The 18,967-nt window shown below is 65.4% G+C and carries 17 protein-coding genes; 4 read left to right on the top strand and 13 right to left on the bottom strand.

Features of this window, described 5'->3' with window-relative positions; all coding sequences use genetic code 11:
* Positions 1 to 123 precede the first annotated feature (123 nt).
* From ACK5IR_RS10550 to mmsB, 3 genes are read left to right on the top strand one after another with little or no spacing between them, the layout of a single operon-like run.
* Positions 124 to 1,266, top strand: a complete 1,143-nt coding sequence (locus ACK5IR_RS10550; RefSeq protein ID WP_416928642.1) for an acyl-CoA dehydrogenase family protein — start codon at positions 124 to 126, stop codon at positions 1,264 to 1,266.
* Entirely contained in the window at positions 1,263 to 2,315 is a 1,053-nt protein-coding gene (locus ACK5IR_RS10545) for an enoyl-CoA hydratase/isomerase family protein (protein ID WP_416928640.1), read from the top strand. Before ACK5IR_RS10550 ends, ACK5IR_RS10545 begins: the two co-directional genes overlap by 4 nt.
* Entirely contained in the window at positions 2,312 to 3,190 is an 879-nt protein-coding gene (mmsB, locus tag ACK5IR_RS10540; protein ID WP_416928638.1) for a 3-hydroxyisobutyrate dehydrogenase, read from the top strand. Before ACK5IR_RS10545 ends, mmsB begins: the two co-directional genes overlap by 4 nt.
* A 36-nt stretch (positions 3,191 to 3,226) precedes the next feature.
* Here the strand turns inward: mmsB and ACK5IR_RS10535 are convergent, their stop codons facing one another.
* From ACK5IR_RS10535 to ACK5IR_RS10485, 11 genes are all read right to left on the bottom strand, one after another.
* Positions 3,227 to 5,326: an exonuclease domain-containing protein gene (locus tag ACK5IR_RS10535; protein WP_416928636.1), complete on the bottom strand. Its 2,100-nt coding sequence runs from the start codon at positions 5,324 to 5,326 to the stop codon at positions 3,227 to 3,229.
* Positions 5,319 to 5,723, bottom strand: a complete 405-nt coding sequence (locus ACK5IR_RS10530; RefSeq protein ID WP_416928634.1) for a response regulator transcription factor — start codon at positions 5,721 to 5,723, stop codon at positions 5,319 to 5,321. Before ACK5IR_RS10530 ends, ACK5IR_RS10535 begins: the two co-directional genes overlap by 8 nt.
* Position 5,724: 1 nt before the next feature.
* Positions 5,725 to 6,246, bottom strand: coding sequence for a hypothetical protein (locus ACK5IR_RS10525; RefSeq protein ID WP_416928632.1), 522 nt, complete (start codon positions 6,244 to 6,246; stop codon positions 5,725 to 5,727).
* A 45-nt stretch (positions 6,247 to 6,291) separates the two neighbouring features.
* Positions 6,292 to 8,133 (bottom strand): DUF294 nucleotidyltransferase-like domain-containing protein, encoded by a 1,842-nt coding sequence (locus ACK5IR_RS10520; RefSeq protein WP_416928630.1) that lies wholly within the window; start codon positions 8,131 to 8,133, stop codon positions 6,292 to 6,294.
* 118 nt (positions 8,134 to 8,251) lie between these two features.
* Positions 8,252 to 10,039, bottom strand: a complete 1,788-nt coding sequence (locus tag ACK5IR_RS10515; RefSeq protein WP_416928628.1) for a sodium:solute symporter family protein — start codon at positions 10,037 to 10,039, stop codon at positions 8,252 to 8,254.
* A gap of 17 nt (positions 10,040 to 10,056) precedes the next feature.
* Entirely contained in the window at positions 10,057 to 10,317 is a 261-nt protein-coding gene (locus tag ACK5IR_RS10510) for a DUF4212 domain-containing protein (protein ID WP_416928626.1), read from the bottom strand.
* Between the two features lie 109 nt (positions 10,318 to 10,426).
* Positions 10,427 to 11,104, bottom strand: a complete 678-nt coding sequence (locus tag ACK5IR_RS10505; RefSeq protein WP_416928624.1) for an adenylate kinase — start codon at positions 11,102 to 11,104, stop codon at positions 10,427 to 10,429.
* A 6-nt stretch (positions 11,105 to 11,110) separates the two neighbouring features.
* A complete protein-coding gene (gene acs / locus ACK5IR_RS10500) occupies positions 11,111 to 13,078 on the bottom strand; it encodes an acetate--CoA ligase (protein ID WP_416928622.1) in 1,968 nt (655 codons plus the stop codon).
* A gap of 398 nt (positions 13,079 to 13,476) precedes the next feature.
* Positions 13,477 to 14,646 (bottom strand): alpha-hydroxy acid oxidase, encoded by a 1,170-nt coding sequence (locus tag ACK5IR_RS10495; protein ID WP_416928620.1) that lies wholly within the window; start codon positions 14,644 to 14,646, stop codon positions 13,477 to 13,479.
* A 107-nt stretch (positions 14,647 to 14,753) separates the two neighbouring features.
* Positions 14,754 to 15,545 (bottom strand): tryptophan synthase subunit alpha, encoded by a 792-nt coding sequence (gene trpA, locus ACK5IR_RS10490; RefSeq protein WP_416928618.1) that lies wholly within the window; start codon positions 15,543 to 15,545, stop codon positions 14,754 to 14,756.
* Between the two features lie 86 nt (positions 15,546 to 15,631).
* Positions 15,632 to 16,048, bottom strand: a complete 417-nt coding sequence (locus ACK5IR_RS10485) for a VOC family protein (RefSeq protein WP_416928616.1) — start codon at positions 16,046 to 16,048, stop codon at positions 15,632 to 15,634.
* A gap of 136 nt (positions 16,049 to 16,184) precedes the next feature.
* Here ACK5IR_RS10485 and ychF point away from each other — a divergent pair, with 136 nt between their 5' ends.
* Positions 16,185 to 17,282 carry a redox-regulated ATPase YchF gene (gene ychF / locus ACK5IR_RS10480; protein ID WP_416928614.1) on the top strand — a complete coding sequence of 366 codons (1,098 nt, stop codon included), beginning with the start codon at positions 16,185 to 16,187 and terminating at the stop codon, positions 17,280 to 17,282.
* A 163-nt stretch (positions 17,283 to 17,445) separates the two neighbouring features.
* Here ychF and ACK5IR_RS10475 read toward each other — a convergent pair whose 3' ends face one another.
* Entirely contained in the window at positions 17,446 to 17,760 is a 315-nt protein-coding gene (locus tag ACK5IR_RS10475) for a DUF1476 domain-containing protein (RefSeq protein ID WP_416928612.1), read from the bottom strand.
* Between the two features lie 120 nt (positions 17,761 to 17,880).
* Entirely contained in the window at positions 17,881 to 18,867 is a 987-nt protein-coding gene (locus ACK5IR_RS10470; RefSeq protein WP_416928610.1) for a 2-hydroxyacid dehydrogenase, read from the bottom strand.
* Between the last annotated feature and the right edge of the window lie 100 nt (positions 18,868 to 18,967).

The following is an 18,967-nucleotide window of genomic DNA, read 5'->3' as shown; positions in this document are numbered from 1 at the left end:
CCGCCCCTCCGGGGCGGCATTTGCGTATCCCCGCGCCGACGCGCACGAAAACCCTTGCATCACCTGCGGCGCCATTGAAAATTGAACGCATATTCAATTTCCACGCGACTTGGGGAGAAACGCATGGATTTCGCGATGAGCGGGGAACAGGCCGCCATTTTCGATCTGGCGCGCAGCTTCGGTGCCGAGGAGATCGCGCCCAATGCGCGGCTTTGGGAGGCCGAGGGCACGATCCCGCGCGCGCTTTGGCCGAAACTGGCGAAGCTGGGTTTCGGCGGGCTTTACGTCTCGGAGGAATCCGGCGGATCGGGCCTGTCGCGGCTCGACGCGACGCTGGTCTTCGAGGCGCTGAGCATGGCCTGCCCTTCGGTCGCGGCCTTCCTGTCGATTCACAACATGTGCGCGGCGATGCTCGATCGCTACGGTTCGGCCGATCTCAGGGCCCGCTTCCTGCCCGGCGCAGTCTCGATGGAAAAGGTCCTGGCCTATTGCCTGACCGAACCCGGCTCGGGCTCGGACGCGGTGGCGTTGAAAACCCGCGCCAAACGCACCAACGAGGGCTATGCCCTGACCGGCACCAAGGCGTTCATCTCGGGCGGTGGCTACGCCGATGCCTATGTGGTGATGGCCCGAACCGGGAGCGACGGGCCGCGGGGCATTTCGGCGCTGGTGATCGAGGACGGCACACCCGGGCTTTCCTTCGGCGGGCTGGAGGCGAAGATGGGCTGGAAAAGCCAGCCGACGCGTCAGGTGCAACTCGATGCCGCCGCCGTTCCGGCCGCAAACCTTCTGGGAGAGGAGGGGCAGGGTTTCGCCTATGCGATGGCCGGGCTCGACGGCGGGCGGCTCAACATCGCGGCCTGTTCGCTGGGCGCCGCGCAGGCGGCGATGGATATGACGCTCGCCTACATGTCCGAACGCCGCGCCTTCGGCCAGACGCTCGACCGGTTCCAGGCGTTGCAGTTTCGTCTCGCCGACATGGAGATCGCGCTTCAGGCAGCGCGCACCTTCCTGCGTCAGGCGGCGTGGAAACTGGATACCGGCGCGCCGGATGCGACAAGGTTCTGCGCCATGGCGAAGAAGCTGGTCACCGAGACCGGCAGCCGGGTTGCCGACCAGTGCCTGCAACTGCACGGTGGCTACGGCTATCTGGCCGATTACGGGATCGAGAAGATCGTGCGCGACCTGCGCGTGCACCAGATCCTCGAAGGCACGAACGAGATCATGCGGGTGATCACCGCCCGCGACCTGCTGGCACACCGATGAGCGACATTTCGATCCGTACGGTCGGGCGCACCGGCCGTATCACCCTGACCCGTCCCCGGGCGCTGAATGCGATGACCTACGACATGTGTCTTGCCATCGACGCAGCGCTGAAGGCATGGGCCGACGATCCCGGTGTGGCGATACTTGTCATCGACGCCGAGGGCGAGCGCGCCTTCTGCGCCGGCGGCGACATCGCCGAGATGTATGCCACCGGTATGGCCGGCGATTATGCCTACGGGCGCCGGTTCTGGCATGACGAATACAACATGAACGCGCGGCTGGCCGAATATCCCAAACCGGTTGCCGCCTTCCTGCAGGGCTTCACCATGGGCGGCGGCGTCGGCATCGGCTGCCATTGCTCGCATCGCGTGGTCTGCGAAACCAGCCAGATCGCCATGCCCGAATGCGGTATCGGGTTGATTCCCGATGTCGGGGGCACATTGCTGCTGGCCGAAGCTCCGGGAAGGCTGGGCGAATACCTCGGCACCACCGGCGGCCGGATGGGGCCGGGCGACGCGCTCCATGCCGGTTTCGCCGACCGGTTCGTTCCACGGGCGGCGTGGCCGGCACTGATCGCGGCGCTGGAGGAAACGCCGGACTGCGCGCTGATCGACAGGGCGGCCCGCCCCGCGCCGGTCTCCCCGCTTGCCGCGCGGCAGGCCGAGATCGATGCCCATTTCAGCGGCGAAACCCTGGGCGATATCCTGCGCGGCCTGCAACAGCAGGACACGGCCTTTGCCTCGGAAACGCTTGCCGCGCTGGCGAGGAACGCCCCGCTCTCGATGGCCTGCACGGTCGAGCTGTGCCACAGACTGCGCGGTCCGGGCGCCGGCATCCGCCGCTCGCTGGAACAGGAATACCGCTTCACCTTCCGCGCCATGGAGCATGCCGATTTTCTCGAAGGTATCCGTGCGGCGATCATCGACAAGGACCGCGCGCCGCGCTGGCGCAACCGGCCGGACGAGGTGACACCCGCCATGGTCGCCGCCATGCTGATGCCGCTCGGCGACAGCAGACTGAAATTCGACGACGGGGAGAACGGAAGATGAAGATCGGATTTATCGGACTGGGCAACATGGGCGCGCCGATGGCGGCCAACCTGGCGGCGGCGGGGAACGCGGTGACGGGCTTCGACCCGGTGGCGCCCTGCCCGGCGGGTATGCAGCCGGCCGCAAGCGCGGCCGGGGCCTGCGCCGGGGCCGAGGTGGTCATCACCATGCTGCCCGGCGGGGCGATCCTGCGTCAGGTCGCGGCCGAAATCCACCCGGCGATGCGGCCGGGCGCGGTGCATCTGGATTGTTCGACCGTCGATGTCGACAGTGCCCGTGCCGTTGCCACCGCCGCCACCGCAAGCGGGCTTCTCGCCATCGACGCGCCGGTTTCGGGCGGGGTCGGCGGTGCGACGGCGGGCACGCTCACCTTCATGGCCGGCGGCCCGGCGCGCGCCTTTGCCATCGTCGCACCGCTCTTCGACGTGATGGGTCGAAAGTCTGTCCATTGCGGCGGCTCCGGTGCCGGACAGGCGGCGAAGATCTGCAACAACATGATCCTCGGCATCACCATGATCGGCACCTGCGAGGCCTTTGCGCTGGCCGACAAGCTGGGGCTCGACCGGCAGAAGCTGTTCGACGTGGTCTCGACCTCCTCGGGGTCGTCCTGGTCGATGAACACCTATTGCCCCGCCCCCGGCGTCGGGCCGCAATCGCCGGCCGACAACGGCTACAAACCCGGATTTGCCGCCGAACTGATGCTCAAGGATCTGCGGCTCAGCCAGCAGGCCGCCGCGGCCGTCGATGCCGACACCCCGCTCGGCGCTGCCGCCACGGCGCTCTACGAAACATTCGTCGAGCACGAGGATGGCCGGGGAAGGGACTTCTCGGCCATGCTGCCACGGTTCGAGCGGCGCGGCTACGGAAGCGGATAACGGCGCGCCGCACCGGCGCCGGAATACGGTATGGAATCAGATCCGGTCCGGATCGTTGGCGTCGCGCAGCAGGCGGCTGTGCCGGCGCACGGCCGCGATGACCTCGCCAAAGGTCCGGTGGCCCTGTCCTTCGAGCATCGGGATCATCATCTCGAATGCCGCCGCCGTGGCGATCGTATCGCCCATCGCGGTATGGCGCGCCTCGGGGGGGATCTCGATCCCCAGCCGTTCGGTCAGCGCGTCGAGCGTATGGGTTTCGGACTGACCGAAGACCACCGCCGACAGCAGCACCGTATCGAGCACCGGATTGTCGAAACTGGCGCCGATCGCCCCCTCGTGCCGGCGCAGGAATTCCAGATCGAAGGGCGCATTGTGCGCCACCAGCACGGCGCCATGGGCAAAGGTATGAAACCGCTTGCCGGCCGTGGCGATGGTGGGCGCGCCCGCAACCATCGCGTCGCTGATGTGGTGCACCTGCGTGGCGACGGCGGGGATCGGGCGTTCGGGGTCGACCAGCGTTTCGAAGCTTTCGCCGGGTATGCGTTTGCCGCCCAGCAGGCGCAGCGCGGCGATCTGCACGATCTCGTCGCCCGACGACGGCAGAAGCCCGGTGGTCTCGGTATCGAAGACCACGCAGGTCAGATCGCGCAGCGGGGTCTGGGCCAGTTCGCCCGAAGGCTCCCGATCAAGCAGTTCGAAATCGTAGACCGCCGAACGGCGCGCGCGCGCCGGGGTCTGTTCGACCGCGCGCGCCTGCGGCAGCGGCAGGCGCAGGATCGCGCGGCCCAGCCGCCCCGGTTCGGGCCAGGCCTCGGTTGCATGGGTCACCAGCACCGAACGCCCGGTAACGTTGGCCATGCCCACCTCGAGCGGCAGATCGAGCCAGCCTTCGAGCAACCCGACCTGAAGCACGTCGCCCTTCCAGCCGAGCGTGATCATCGCCCCGCCCTCGCCATCGCCCGCGATGCGCAGCGAAATCACCGAAGCGTCGATCACGGCCACCAGCCGCTCGCACAGATGGGTCAGCAGGGCGACGATCTGGAAGGCATCGCAGCGAATGACCATGGGCTCGGAATCGCCGGTCACCCTTATGCCGTCGCGCCCGGTGAGCGCGACAACCGAATCGACCAGTTCGCTCGCCCGGACCTCCTCCATCGGCCACCAGCCGCCGCGGTCCCGGTCGTAGCGGGTGCCGAGATCGGTGATCGCGTGGGTCAGCTTGTCGACCTCGCCCAGCAGGGCCGCGCGTCCGTCGCCATTCGCCGCAGCGCCCGAATCGAGCACCGTCTGAATGTTCGCCGCAGGGCGGCGCACACGGTCGAATATCTCGTCCAGAAGCTCCTCGCGCCCGGCATGCAGGCGCAGGTCGGACGTCACGTCGCGCAGCGTCAGCACGTAGCCCGGCACCTCGCCGGCACGATGGGGCAGGTTGACCAGCCGCATGCGCCCGGCCAGCACCTCGCCCGACTGGACGGCGGTGCAGAGCACATCGCAATAGGCATCGGCATCGGCAGAAGCCTTCAGCCGCCGATAGGCGTTTCTCAGCGGGGCGGGGCGCAGGTAATCGAGCACCGACCGGTTGAGGCCGGCCACCACCTCGCCCGGAAGCAGCTCCAGCGCCTGACCGTTGTAGAAAACGATCTGGTGATCGTTGGAGCACAGCAGCACCCCCGCTGGCACGTCGGCCAGCAGCGCCTGAAGCCGCGCATTCTCGACGGCGAGCCGGGTGGTCTCGCGCTCGACGGCCTCGGCCAGCGCGTTCTTGGTTTCGGCCAGCGTGCCGGTAACCGCAAATGCTGCATGCCCGAGATCGCCCAGATAGCGCGCGTCGGCATGGTCGAGTTCCTCGTCGATATCGGCGTGGGCGCGCGCGCGCATGCCGCCGGCAAGCTTCTGGATCGGCCGGGCGACGTTTTCGTCGAACAGGTGCCAGACCCATGTCACGAGGGCCAGAATGCAGAATACCGATATCAGCCCGGCGGAAACGAAAGCCGAGGCCGGAGTCGTCTCGTCGAGGCGGAGATAACCCAGCCAGAGACCGAAAAGCACGGCGGCAACACCGCCGAAGGCAAGAAACGCAAAGAACAGAAACACCCGGAGCCTGAGGCTGAGCGCCTGGGCCAGCCGGTCACGCATCGTTCGCCTCCGTCTCGCCGGCGAGCATTGCCCGCACCTGCGCCATCAGGGTCGAAAGATCGAACGGCTTGGCGATGAACCCGTCCGCCCCGAGCGCCAGCCCCTTGCGCCGCTCCATCGCATTGCCGCGCGCGGTCATCATCAGGATCCGCACATCCGAGAGCGTTTCGTCGAGCCGCATCGCCTGGCAGATCTCGTAGCCCGACTGGCCGGGCAGCATCACGTCGAGCAGCACCAGATCGGGATGTTCGGCGCGGATCGCCGGCAGCGCCGCGTCGCCGTTCGCGACGCGGCTCACCTCCCATCCCTCGCGGCGAAGGACATGGGTCAGGGCGAGGGCGATGTTGTCCTCGTCCTCGACAATCAGGATACGGGCGGCGGGGTCGCTTCCGGTCATGTCAGTCCTCCTTGCAGACAAGTGAAAGGGCGGGGTCGCCGACGCCGACCTCGGTCCATTCCGCCTCGGTCACGCGCCCGGATTCGTCGAAGACGACCGAATCGGCCAGCGGCGCGATACGGTTGCCCTCGCAATCGAAGACCATCGGCAGCACGCGCGGCGCCTTCCAGCGCCCCATAAAGACGATCTGCGCCATATGCTGGCCGGGCACCGCCCCGTTGCTGCGGATCGTCGCCGTGTCGATCGCGGTGAAGCGGTTGATGATCGGCCACAGATAGGTCCATGGCCGCCAGGGCGCGCTGGTGGTGTGAGTGGTGACGACGTGCACGCCCGAAGGGAACTCTGCCGCGCTGCGCTGGAACCAGGTGTATTCCATATACATCGCGTAAACGATCATCGCCGTGCCCGCCGCGGCCGGCATCGCCCATTTCGGCAGCCGTCCGCCGGACAGGCGGTTCAGGATCAGAACCACGCCGGCGGCCAGAAATCCCGCCGCGAAGGCTGCGATCAGTTCAAGAAACATGGCCCCTCCCCGGCGCATGTACCGCGTTATCCTGCCGGCACGGCCTCAGCTCAGCATCCCCTTGCCCTGCCCCGCGGCCGATTGCATGGTGCGGACGACGACAAAGGCATCGCGCAGATGGCTGCGTTCCAGATCGCTCAGATCCGAGGGCAGCATGAAATTGTCCGGCTTGCTTCCGGCGCGGATTTCCTCGGCCTGCTGGTTCAGCCGTGTCTCGGCGATCAGGTCGTAGGCATCGATCAGGTCGTGCCCGCCGGATTGCGAGATCGTGCCGCTCGCCTCGGCCGCCTCGAGCCGGGCGCGCGTGTTGACCTGGGTAATGGCGCCCTTCAGCGCATAGATGCGCCCCAGATCCACCACCGGCACGACGCCGTTCATCTTCATGTCCAGTTCGTTCTTGTGTTCGCCCGAACGCACGGTGGCAAAGCCGCGGAACAGGCCCAGCGGCGGCGTGTGCTTCAGCGAGTTGGCGATCATGTGACTGACGAAGATCGAATTCCTGCGTGCCGCCTGAAGGGTTTCCTCCTGCAGGTTTTCGAACAGGTGCTTCGCCCCGCCGATGGGCCGCAGGTCGAACATCACCGAGGCGAGCATCTGCGCCTCGGGGTCGGGCTTGTCGATCCAGCCGCGGAAATAGCGCTGCCAGACCGACAGCGGCTGCCGCCAGCGCGGGTTGCTCGCCATCATGTCGCCCGGGCAGTAGAAATAGCCGCAGGTATCGAGCCCGTCCGAGACGAACTTTGCCAGCCGGGCGAAGTAGGTCAGATCGCCCTCGGTCGCGTCGTCGCTCAGGATCATGCAATTGTCCTGATCGGAAACGCCGGTCTGCTCCTGCCGGCCCTGCGAGCCGCAGGCCAGCCACAGGTATTCGACCGGCGGCGCACCAAGCTCGGCCTCGGCCAGCGCGATCAGGCGGCGGGTGGCCGCATCGGCGATGTCGGTGACCAGCCGCGTCACCACCTCGTGACGGTTGCCCGCACCGACAAGCTGCATCAGAAGCTTGGGCAGCCGCGCGGTCACCCGCGCCATCTCCTCGGCGGTGTAGGATTCGGCAATCTCCTGCACCATCGAGGCCGAACTGATCGCCTGGAACCGCGTCAGATCGGTCTGGGTCAGGATGCCGACAAGCCGGTCGCCCTCGGTCACGGTCACATGGCCGACCTTGTTTTCCAGCATCACGTTGAGCAGATCCGAACCCAGCGCCGACGGCGCGAGGCTGACCGGGTTGCGGGTCATGATCTCGTGCACGGGCGTGCTTCCGGGCAGGCCCGAGGCGACCACCTTGGTCGCCATGTCGCGCAGGGTGACGATACCGAGCAGGCGGTTACCGGCCTCGGTCACCGCCAGACAGGAAACGCGGGTATCCCGCATCGTACCGGCCGCGGTGCGCACTGTCGTTTCCGGCGCCACCGTCAGCGGATTGCGCGCCATCAGGTCGCCGACCTTCTGGGTGGCAATCTCGCCGCGCCGCTCGCGCGCACCGCTCCGGCCACGGTCGAAGAAGCGGGCGAAGCTGTGGTTGGTGCGGTTCAGTTCGTGGAATATCTCGACCGGCAGAACCAGCAGGCGCGTTTCGTCCACCGCCCGCGCATTGGTCCGGGCGAGCCCGTCGCGCACCAGACCGCGCTCGCCGAAGGTGTTGCGCCCCTTGAGCAGCGATACGGGGGCACCGACCTCGTCGGTGATCTCGACCTTGCCGTGCTCGATGAGATAGAGCCCGTCTAACGGTTCGCCGACCGAATAGATGACACTGCCCGGCCCTGCCACCCTGTCGCGGAACGCACCGGCGATCCGGGTGAGCGTTTCCTGGCTGAGCGTATCGTAGGGATGGACGTTTTCGAGAAAGCGCTGGATGCGCGTATCGCGATCTGTGTCGGTGTCGGTCATCGTCTCACCGCTGGTATCCCTTGGAGGAACCGGCGCGCCCCCGGACATGGGGACGCGCCGAATCTGGTCCCTGTATCGGGCGCGGGCCCTTCAGGGCCCGCACCATTCTCGTTCGATGTCAGTGATCGGTGGCGGTACCCGCGCCACGCGGAATGCGGACGCTTTCGACCAGATCCTGAATCTCCTGCGGCGGCTCCGCCGTCATCCGCGACACAACGAAGGCCGAGGCGAAGTTCAGAAGCGCGCCGACCGTTCCGATCGCCGTGGACTGGATTCCCAGCAGCGAGCCGTCGACGGTGTCGGGGAAGCTTGCCGTGCCGGGAATGAAGAACCAGCCCTTGTGCAGGAAGATGTAGATCACCGTGAAGAGCAGACCCACCAGCATACCGGTCACGGCACCGGTGTTGTTTACCCGTTTCGAGAAGATCCCCATCATCAGCGTCGGGAAGATCGACGCCGCGGCGATACCGAAGGCAAGCGCCACCGTCTGGGCGGCAAAGCCCGGCGGGTTCATGCCCAGATAGGTGGCGATCACGATGGCGACGGCCATGGCGACACGCGCCGACATCAGTTCGGCCGCTTCCGACATGTTCGGGGTCAGCTGACCCTTCAACAGGTCGTGACTCACCGCCGAGGAAATGGCCAGCAGCAGCCCGGCGGCGGTCGACAGGGCGGCAGCCAGGCCGCCGGCGGCGACCAGACCGATCACCCAGCCCGGAAGGTTGGCGATCTCGGGGTTGGCCAAAACGAGGATGTCGTTGTTGAAGTTGGTCAGCTCGTTACCGGTCCAGCCGCTCTCGGCCGCCCGGGCAGCCATGTCCGGGTTCGCCTCGTTATAGTACTGGATTCTGCCGTCGCCGTTCTTGTCTTCCCATCCCAGAAGCCCGGTCTTCTGCCAGGTTCCCATCCAGGCGTAGCCCGGATCGCTGGCGATGGTCTCGATCGAGACCGCCTCGCCGCTGATGCCGTCCGGCCAGAACTGGTTGGTGATGTTGAAGCGCGCCATCGCGCCAACGGCCGGGGCCGTCAGGTAGAGCAGCGCGATGAACACCAGCGCCCACCCGGCGGACCAGCGCGCATCGGCGACGGTCGGCACGGTGAAGAAGCGCATGATGACGTGCGGCAGGCCGGCCGTCCCGATCATCAGCGACATGGTGAACAGAACCATGTTCAGCGTGTCGGTGTGATGGGTGGTGTACTGGGCAAAGCCGAGATCGGTGACGATCTGGTCCAGCTTCACCAGCAGCGGCTCGCCCGAGCCGAGATCGGTCCCGAACAGACCCAGCGGCGGAACCGGGTTGCCGGTCAGTTGCAGCGAGATGAAGATGGCCGGAATCGTATAGGCCAGGATCAGCACGCAGTATTGCGCAACCTGCGTATAGGTCACGCCCTTCATGCCGCCGAACACCGCATAGGCAAAAACCACACAGGCGCCGATCAGCAGGCCGGTGGTGTTGGACACCTCAAGGAAGCGGCCGAAGGCCACGCCGACGCCGGTCATCTGGCCGATCACGTAGGTCACCGAGGCGACGATCAGACAGACCACCGCCACCATGCGCGCGCTCTGGCTGTAGAAACGGTCGCCGATGAACTCGGGCACGGTGAACTTGCCGAACTTGCGCAGGTAGGGCGCGAGCATCAGCGCCAGCAGCACGTAGCCGCCGGTCCAGCCCATGAGGTAGGTCGAGTTGTCGTAGCCGACAAAGGCGATCAGACCCGCCATCGAGATGAACGACGCCGCCGACATCCAGTCAGCGCCGGTCGCCATGCCGTTCAGCACCGGGTGAACGCCCCGGCCGGCGGCATAGAATTCGCTCGTCGAGCCGGCCCGCGCCCAGATCGCGATCGCGATGTAGAGCGCGAACGAACCGCCGACGAAGATCAAATTGATTGTAAACTGATCCATTATCCGGTCCCCGTCGATTATTGCTCGTCCACGCCGTATTCGGCGTCGAGCTTGTTCATCCGCCAGGCGTAGTAGAAGATGATGACGAGGAAGACGAGGATCGCCCCCTGCTGCGCCACCCAGAAGCCCAGATCCGAGCCTCCGACGGTGATCCCCGACAACATCGGCCGCAGCAGGATGCCGAATCCGAAGGGCACGATCGCCCATATGATCAGCAACCAGGTGACGATACGGATGTTCGCCCTCCAGTAGCCGAGAGCCTCAGGTTTTTCCGACATAATGTCCTCCCGTTGGTTTCTGTTTGTCGCTGCGCGCGTCCTGCGCGCAGCGGCCTCACCCGGATAACTCGGTACCGGTTCGCGGGCGGGGATGCCCCCGCCCCGCCGATCAGGCGCTGGCCTGCTCGACAATCCTGTCCAGATCGGCCGCGATCTCGTCGATCGCGCCCATCGCATCCACTTCCCTCAGCACACCGCGGTCACGGTAGAACGCGATCAGCGGCGCCGTTTCCTCGTGATAGGCAACAAGGCGCGCACGCACCGTCTCGGCGTTGTCGTCGGCGCGGCGCTTGAACTCGGTACCGCCGCACTTGTCGCAAACGCCCTCGTTTTCGGGCTTCTTGAAGGTGTCGTGGTAACCCTCGCCGCAAACGGCGCAGGTGTAGCGGCCGGAAATCCGCTCGACCATCGCGTCGTCCTCGACCACGAGGCTGATTGCCGCCGAAATCCGCTGATTGCGGTCGGCAAGCAGCGTATCGAGCGCTTCGGCTTGCCCGAGGGTCCGCGGAAAGCCGTCGAGAATCACACCCCTGGCGACATCCGGCTCGGCCAGCCGCTCGTTCAGGACCTCCAGAACGATCTCGTCGCTCACCAGATCGCCGGCTTCCATGACCGGCCTGGCCTTGCGGCCGGCAGCGGTTCCCGCCGCGACGGCCTCGCGCAGCAGGTCGCCTGTCGACAACTGCACGAACCCGAACCTGTCTTCGAGCATTCGGGCCTGGGTGCCCTTGCCGGCCCCCGGAGGGCCCAGCAGGATCAGGACGTTGGATTGTTTGGTTTCGCTCATGGGCCCTCAGCCTTTGTTCATACGGTTTTCGATGAGGTCCTCGACCACGGAGGGGTCTGCGAGCGTCGAGGTATCCCCAAGGGAGCCGTAGTCGTTTTCGGCGATCTTGCGCAAGATGCGGCGCATGATCTTGCCCGAGCGGGTCTTGGGCAGGCCGGGGGCCCACTGGATGATGTCGGGGGTGGCGATGGGGCCGATCTCGTGGCGGACCCACATGCGCAATTCCTTGAGCAGTTCGTCGGTGGGCTCGACGTCGTTCATCAGGGTGACATAGCAATAGATGCCCTGCCCCTTCATCGGATGCGGATATCCGACCACCGCCGCCTCGGCGACCTTCATATGCGCCACCAGCGCCGATTCGACCTCGGCCGTGCCCATCCGGTGGCCCGAGACGTTGATCACGTCGACGACCCGGCCGGTGATCCAGTAATAGCCGTCGGCATCGCGCCGGCAGCCGTCGCCCGAGAAGTAGTAGCCCTTGTAATCGGCGAAGTAGGTCTGCTCGAAACGGCCGTGGTCGTCCCAGATGCCGCGCATCTGGCCCGGCCAACTGTCCTTGATGCACAGCACGCCCTCACATTCCACCTGACCGATCTCGGCCCCCGACTGCGGGTCGAGCACCACCGGCTGCACGCCGAAGAACGGCTTGGTGGCCGAGCCGGGCTTGGTCGGGATCGCGCCGGGCAACGGGGTGATCAGATGGCCGCCGGTCTCGGTCTGCCACCAGGTATCGACAATCGGGCGCGTGCCCTTGCCGACCTTTTCGTTGTACCAGTTCCACGCCTCGGGGTTGATCGGCTCGCCCACCGTGCCCAGAAGCTTGAGGCTCGACAGGTCGTGCTTCTCGACCCATTCGTCGCCCTGGCCCATCAGCGCGCGGATCGCGGTCGGGGCGGTATAGAACTGGTTCACCTTGTGCTTCTCGACCACCTCCCAGAAGCGGCCCGGATCGGGATAGGTCGGCACGCCCTCGAAGATGACCGTGGTGGCGCCGTTGGCCAGCGGACCGTAGACGATATAGCTGTGCCCCGTCACCCAGCCGACGTCGGCCGTGCACCAGAAGACATCGCCATCGTGATAGTCGAAGACGTATTCGTGGGTCATCGCGGCAAAGAGAAGATAGCCGCCCGAGGTATGGACCACCCCCTTCGGATGGCCGGTCGACCCCGAGGTGTAGAGGATGAACAGCGGATCCTCCGCCCCCATTTCGGCCGGCGTGCTGACCTCGGGCGCATCCATCATCATCTCGTGATAGTCGTGGTCGCGCCCCTCGACCCAGGTCGTCTGCTCGCGGGTGCGGCGGACCACCAGAACCTTGGGGTCGTGGATGCAGTGCAGAAGCGCGGCATCGGTGTTCGACTTGAGCGGCGTCTTGCGCCCGCCGCGCGGCGCATAATCGGCGGTGATGACCAGCTTGGCATCGCAGCCGTTGATGCGGGCGGCCAGCGCCTCGGGCGAAAAACCGGCGAAAACGATCGAGTGGATGGCACCGATGCGGGCGCAGGCCAGCATCGCATAGACCGCCTGCGGCACCATCGGCAGATAGATCACCACCCGGTCGCCGCGGCGGATGCCAAGCTGTTCGAGCACGTTGGCCAGCCGGCAGACCCGGTTGTGCAACTGGCGGTAGGTGATGTACTGCGCCGGCTCCTGAATGTTGTCGGGCTCGAATATCAGCGCCGTCTGGTTGCCACGCTTCGCGACATGCCGGTCGACACAGTTCGCGCAGACGTTCAGCGTGCCGTCCTCGAACCAGTTGACCGCGATATTGCCCGGCTCGAACGACGTGTTCTTGACCTTCGTATAGGGCCGGATCCAGTCCAGCCGCCTGCCGTGCTCGCCCCAGAACCCCTCGGGGTCCGAAACCGATGCCGCGTACATGTCCTCGTACATCGACGCATCGATCAGCGCGGTGGCTTTGAAATCCGCAGGAATGGCGCCGATTTCCCGGGCAGCCTTTGCCTTAGTGCTCATGGGTCGTCCTCCCCTCAAAGTGTCGTCAGCAGTTTGGGGGCATGGTCACTCGGCCTGTTGACACGATCGATGCGCCTCCCCTGCGTCGTCGTTTGCCAGACCATACCCCATTCGGTCAAAAAGTATCTAACCCTTTTTTCTAGAAAGATTTTTATGTCAAGAAATTAACGAAAGGCTTCGTCAGACAGTAAATTTGTTTTCTCAGCCAATCCAAAAGCCATTCCTCGACAATGAGTTAGGCGTCCGCCAAACCGCAAGGGCACAACGCTTGCCAGCCGCCGGACAGGCGGGAATCGTGCGCGAAGCGCCAAATCAACGCAACAACAAACTTGCCTGTCGCGGGCAAAAAACAGAACAATCTTGCCGGCGCACGATTCGCGCCAGACCGGCGCGCATGATCAGAACCGCTTCCAGCGGCCTTCGAAATCCTCGGGCACCAGAAGGATGTCGCGCCCGACATCCTGCAGGCGCCGGTGGCCGCACAGCGCCATCGTCACATCCAGTTCCTTGTGGATAACCTCCAGCGCCCTGGTGACACCCTCTTCGCCCATGGCACCCAGACCATAGACATAGGCGCGTCCGATCATCGTGCCTTTGGCCCCCATGGCGATCGCCTTGAGAACGTCCTGACCCGAACGGATTCCACTGTCGAGATGCACCTCGACCTGATCGCCGACCGCATCGAGGATCGGCTGCAACATGCGGATCGAGCTCAGCGCGCCGTCGAGCTGCCGCCCGCCGTGGTTGGACACGACAATGGCGTCGGCGCCGACATTGGCCGCCATCCGCGCGTCCCCGACATCGAGAATGCCCTTGAGAATCGTCTTGCCACCCCACATCGAGATCAGCTTTTCGACCTTCTTCCAGTCGAGCGACGGGTCGAACTGCGTTGCGGTCCAGGCGGTCAGCGAGGACGGATCGTCGATGTTGTCGACATGGCCGATGATATTGCCGAACTGGCGGCGCGGGGTTTTCAGCATCTCGATGCCCCAGCCCCATTTGGTCGAAAGGTCGATCCAGTTGGCCAGCGTCGGTTTCGGCGGGGCGGACAGGCCGTTCCTGAGGTCCTTGTGGCGCTGGCCGATGATCTGAAGATCGAGCGTGATAACCAGGGCCGAGCACTTCGCTGCCTTGGCGCGCTCGATCAGCCGGCGCAGGTAATCCTCGTCCTTCATCGTGTAGAGCTGGAACCAGAACGGCTTGCTGGTGCGCTCGGCCACGTCCTCGATCGAACAGATCGACATGGTGGAAAGCGTGAAGGGCACACCGAACTTCTCGGCCGCCCGTGCGGCGAGAATCTCGCCATCGGCGTGCTGCATGCCCAGCATTCCCACCGGAGCCAGCGCAACCGGCATGGCGTAATCCTGCCCGATCATCGTGCCGGCGGTGGTGCGGTTGGTCATGTCCACCGCGACGCGCTGGCGCAGATTGATCCGGGAGAAATCGGTGGTGTTCTCGCGAAAGGTCTGTTCGGTCCAGCTGCCGGATTCGGCATAGTCGTAGAACATCTTCGGGACCCGGCGGCGATAGATTCGCTTCAGATCGGCGATATTGGTGATGACCGGCATGATACCCTCCAGAACGCTGGGACAGGCTATGCGAAACGCGGCCTCTGCCGCAATCGCCGGATGACATTCGGGCGCGGAAAACCCGATATCCGCCGGATCGCGGGCGTTCAGGCGCGGTGCGCGCCGTCGGCAAGACCCTTCACGAAGGCAAGAACCTCGGCCACCGGCCTGCCGTCGCCGATCAGTTTCACGATCGCCGAACCGACCACCGCACCGTCGGCGATCCCCGCGATCACCTCGGCCTTTTCGGGCGAATTGATGCCGAAACCGACAATCACCGGCAGGTCGGTCGCCGCCTTGATGCGGGCCACCTCGGGGGCGACATCGGCCGCCTGCGGCTCGGCCGCGCCGGTGATGCCGGTAATCGAAACATAGTAGACAAAGCCGCTGGTATTGCGCAGCACCTTCGGCAGGCGCCGGTCATCGGTGGTCGGTGTGGCCAGCCGGATGAAGTTCAGCCCCGCCCGCTGCGCCGGGATGCAAAGCTCGTCGTCCTCCTCGGGCGGCAGATCGACAACGATCAGCCCGTCGATGCCGGCGGCCCTGGCGTCTTCCAGAAACCGCTCCACCCCGAAGCTGTAGATCGGGTTGTAATACCCCATCGCGACAACCGGCGTCTTCTGATCGTCCATGCGGAAGGCCGCCACCATGTCCAGCGTCTTTTTCAGCGTCTGGCCAGATGCAAGCGCACGCTGCCCGGCATGCTGGATCGTCGGCCCGTCGGCCATCGGATCGGTGAAGGGAATGCCCAGTTCGATGATGTCGACCCCCGCCCCCGGCAGGCCCTTCACGATTTCGAGCGAGGTCGGATAATCCGGATCGCCCGCCATCACATAGGCGACAAAGGCCTTGCGGCCCCCGGCGTTCAGGCGCTGGAACGTGTCGTCGATCCTGGTCATGGCAATCCTCGCAAACGGTCCCGATCCACTTGCAGAAAGCGGGCCGGAAAATCAAGCCGGCCCGCCCGTTCGGCGGCGGACGAAGCTCAGCCCATCCCGGTATCGGTGCTGACCATCCAGAGCTGCCCCCAGCGGTCGCGCAGCGATCCGAACCCGTCGGCGAAGAACGCCTTGTCGAAGGCCATCAGGACCTCGCCGCCTTCCGACAGTCTGTCGAACACCTGCCTGGCCTGCGCGGTTTCCTGCAAGGATACCGATACGTAGGTCGATGCCGGCCTGACGTTCCGCCCCGGCATGTCGTCGCAACCCATGATCATATGGCCGGCGAAACCCACTGCGGCATGCATGATCAGATCTTCCGGCACCTTGGGAAAACCCTCGATTTCAGGAGCCTCGGCGAAACTCATCATGGCGAGAAGCTCACCGCCGAGGATCTCGGCATAGGCGGTCATCGCCTCGCGGCAGTTTCCGTCAAAAAACAGGTATGGGCTGATGGATGGCATTGTCGTCCTCTGTTCGATAGCGTCGACCGGATCGGTCACCGCCAGCCTAACGCGATTTCACCATGCTCCGATAGCTGTCTTGCAGGCGCAGGGATCACACACTAGAAGGCCGCAACCTTTCCACAAGGATTCAGAGATGGGCTTCAAGACCGGCATCGTCGGGCTGCCGAATGTCGGCAAGTCGACGCTCTTCAACGCGCTGACCCGGACCGCCGCCGCGCAGGCGGCGAATTTTCCGTTCTGCACCATCGAGCCCAATGTGGGCGAGGTTGCCGTTCCCGACCCCCGGCTGGAGAACCTGGCGGCGATTGCGAAATCAAAGCAGATCATCCCGACGCGCATGACCTTTGTCGATATCGCCGGGCTGGTGAAGGGAGCGTCGAAGGGCGAGGGGCTCGGCAACCAGTTTCTTGCCAATATCCGCGAATGCGATGCCATCGCCCACGTGCTGCGCTGTTTCGAGGACGGCGACGTGACCCATGTCGACGGCCGGGTGGATCCGGTGGAGGACGCCCGGACCATCGAGACCGAACTGATGCTGGCCGACATGGAGAGCGTTGAAAAGCGCCTGCAGAACCTCGGCCGCAAGGTGCGCGGCGGCGACAGGGAGGCCGTGCAGCAGGAACGCCTGCTCAGGGCCGCGCTTGCGGCGCTGGAAGACGGCAGGCCGGCCCGCACCGTCGCGGTGGACGATGAGGACGCCAGGGCCTGGAGCATGTTGCAGCTTCTGACCGCCAAGCCGGTGCTTTACGTCTGCAACGTGGCCGAGCAGGACGCCGCCGCGGGCAACGCGCTGTCGGAAGCGGTGGCGCAGATGGCCGCCGGCGAAGGCGCCGCTGCGGTGGTGATCTCGGCCCGGATCGAGGAAGAGATCGCGCAGCTCGACCCGGACGAGGCCGGGCTGTTCCTGTCGGAACTGGGGCTGGAGGAAGCCGGGCTCGACCGGCTGATCCGTGTCGGCCACAATCTGCTGGGCCTTCAGACCTATTTCACCGTCGGACCGAAGGAGGCGCGCGCCTGGACCATTCACAAGGGCGACCGCGCGCCGAAGGCCGCCGGCGTCATCCACGGCGATTTCGAGCGCGGCTTCATCCGCGCCGAGACCATCGCCTATGACGATTTCATCGCCTGCGGCGGCGAACAGGGCGCCAGGGAGGCGGGCAGGATGCGGGTCGAGGGCAAGAATTACGTCGTTCAGGATGGCGACGTGCTGCATTTCCTGTTCAACGCCTGACGATTCCCGGCTCCGGCGGACGCCTCGCGGCAGCATCACCGCGCATCTGGTGGCGGACGGCGTGAAGAGGGGCCGGTCGGGCCGGCCCCTTGTATCAGCGTATCAGTGATTCTTTTGCGCGTTGCCCCGGTCTGTCCGATGCGCCCGAACGCTTCCGGCGCGATCAGCCCTCGCCCGCCAGCTGCGCCTTCGCCTCGTCGAGGAATTCCGCGCGTTTCCCGCGAATCTCGTCGGCGCTCGCCAGACTCCCCAGATCGCCCGAAACCTTGCGGATCACATCCTCGTCGCCGGCCTCCTGAAAATCGGACTTGATGACCTCCTGCGCGTAGGAATCGGCATCGGCCCCGGTCCTGTTCATCAGGCCCGCCGCCCACAGGCCCAGCAGCTTGTTCGCCCGCGCCTCGGCGCGGAACTGCATGTCGGCGTCGTGGGCGAATTTCTTCTCGAAGGTGTTCTTCCGCTCGTCAAAGGTAGCCATGGGACCTCCCGTCATTTCAATTGTCGTTCCAGCAGATATGATTGTCCCGCGTTGCCGCCGCAAGGGCGGGTATACGCTGCCATGAGGATTGGCGCGCGTTCCGGACTGGCGGCGCCACGGTCACAGCATGGACGGAACCACCAGATCGGGCGGACGATGACCGTCATCGAAGGTCTTGATATTGATGATGATCTTTTCACCCATCTCGATCCGCCCCTCAAGCGTGGCGGAACCCATCTGCGGCAGAAGCACAACATTTTCGAGGTTCCTGAGCCGCGGGTTGATATTGGCGCCATGCTCGTAGACATCGAGCCCGGCACCGGCGATCTCGCCCGCCCGCAGCATGCGGGTCAGCGCGTTCTCATCGATCACCTCGCCGCGCGAGGTGTTCACGATCACCGCCGTGGACTTCAGCAGTTTCAGCCGCCGCGCGTTCATCAGATGGAAGGTCGACGGCGTGTGCGGACAGTTGATCGAGATCACGTCCATGCGCCGCACCATCTGGTCGAGGCTCTCCCACCAGGTCGCGTCCAGTTCCTGCTCGATCTCGGGGCGCAGGCGGCGACGGTTGTGATAGTGGATCTGCATGCCGAAGACGTGGGCGCGCCGCGCCACCGCCTGCCCGATCCGCCCCATACCGAGGATGCCGAGCCGCCGCCCGGCCACCCGGCCGCCCAGAAAGGCGGTCGGCGCCCAGCCTTCCCAGCGCCCGGCCTGCATCACGGCCAGCCCCTCGGGAATGCGCCGGGTCACGGCAAGGATCAGCGCCATCGTCATGTCGGCCGTATCGTCGGTGGTCACGCCCGGCGTGTTGGTCACCAGCACGCCGCGCTGGCGCGCCGAGGCAATATCGACATTGTCGACCCCGGCACCATAGTTGGCGATCAGCTTCAGCCGGTCGCCCGCCTGGGCCAGCATGGTCGCGTCGATCCGGTCGGTGATCGCGGGCACCAGAACATCGGCACGGCGCATCGCCTCGACCAGTTCGTCGCGGGTCAGCGGAACGTCCCCGGAGCGCAGTTCGGTATCGAACAGCTCGGACATCCGCGCCTCCACCACGTCGGGCAACCGTCGCGTTACGACAACACTCAGCGGCTCTTTCTGCATCGGACCCCTCCTGAGACTTCCCTGAATCCTGCGTCACGCGGCAGAGTGACCGGTGAAGCGGCGCGGCACAAGCGCCCCCCAGAGACGAGCGACAAAATAA

Origin of the sequence: Tropicimonas sp., from assembly GCF_047971885.1 — a bacterium.
Classification (GTDB): domain Bacteria; phylum Pseudomonadota; class Alphaproteobacteria; order Rhodobacterales; family Rhodobacteraceae; genus Tropicimonas.
Note: the sequence above shows the minus strand (reverse complement) of the source record. Positions and strands in the feature narration are given on the sequence as shown.